The organism is Priestia sp. YIM B13552, from assembly GCF_042787775.1.
GTDB lineage: Bacteria > Bacillota > Bacilli > Bacillales > Bacillaceae_H > Priestia > Priestia megaterium_E.
In genome coordinates this window covers 1-1,292 of the sequence record NZ_JBHZOU010000023.1, presented here as the reverse complement: position 1 = coordinate 1,292, position 1,292 = coordinate 1, and the positions used below count along the sequence as shown (strand labels likewise).

Here is a 1,292-nt window from a genome sequence, read left to right as displayed (position 1 = left end):
GGGACTGACCCCTAATAGTGAGACAAATAAAAAACACCTTTAAGTTAAAAAACGGGTATATACTACCTAACAATCACTTGGAGGTGTTTTTTCTATGGGGACAAGAGTTAGTTATCCAGCAGAGATAAAGATAAAAGCTATTGAGATGAGATTAGCTGGTATACCTGTCAAAGAGGTGCTTTCCCAATTAAATATTCGCAGTTACACCCAATTAAAAAGGTGGATGAGATGGTATAAAAATGGAGAAATGCATCGATTTGAACAGCCTGTAGGCAAGCAGTATTCATACGGAAAGGGACCTGGCTTTAAAGACGAAATGTCCAAATTGAAAGCAGAAAACCGGTATTTAACACAACAGATTGAGGTCTTAAAAAAGTACAAGGAATTGGAGAGGAAGTGGTCTCAGAAATCGTAGTGAACGTAGTAGAAGAGTTAAAAGATAAGATGCCAGTCTATCAAATCTGTCAGCACCTTGATATCCCTCGATCGACTTATTATCGCTGGAGGAAACAGGAACAATCAGAACGGACAAAGAAAAAGAAAGGGATGGAACAACAGATCGGTGAGCAATGTCGAAAACATAAGTTCCGATATGGCTATCGAAAAATTACAGCATTACTCAATCGAACGATGAAAATTAACCATAAATTTGTACAACGTGTCATGCAGAAATACGGTTGGCAATGTCGCGTAAAACGAAAAAAACGAAAGCAAACAGGGCAACCTTATCAGGTTGCAGAGAATGTATTAAATCGTGAGTTTCAAGCTGATCGCCCTCTTCAGAAATTAGTAACTGATATTACCTACTTGCCTTTTGGACCTAAGCAGTTGTATCTTTCAAGTATTCAAGATTTATTTAATGGGGAAATCATTGCATATTCGATTGGTGATCACCAAAATGTAGAATTTGTCTTAGATACGTTAAGCCAACTTCCTTTTTTACCTAAAGGATGTACGTTGCATAGTGACCAAGGATCTGTGTACACATCGCATCTCTATCAACAAAAAATTAAAGAAAGAGGCATTACTATGAGTATGTCCCGTAAAGGGACACCCGCAGATAATGCCTCAATTGAATCGTTTCATTCCTCGCTAAAGTCTGAAACGTTCTACCTCGACGAGTTAACATATACGACGACCACCATCGTCGAACAAATCGTCGAAAACTATATTACTTATTACAACAATGCCCGTATTCAAACGAAACTAAACAACCAGTCACCAGTACAATACCGGCAGCTGGCTGTTTAAAAGGTGCTTTGAGTCCTGTCTCACAAACAGGGTGCAGTCCC

At 38.9% G+C, this 1,292-nt stretch carries 1 protein-coding gene; it reads left to right on the top strand.

Features of this window, described 5'->3' with window-relative positions:
- The first annotated feature begins 94 nt into the window (after positions 1-94).
- A protein-coding gene (locus tag ACFX40_RS27590) for an IS3 family transposase (RefSeq protein ID WP_377257381.1) occupies positions 95-1,251 on the top strand; the annotation gives its coding sequence in 2 pieces (ribosomal slippage) (positions 95-365 and positions 365-1,251; 1,158 coding nt in all).
- Positions 1,252-1,292 lie beyond the last annotated feature (41 nt).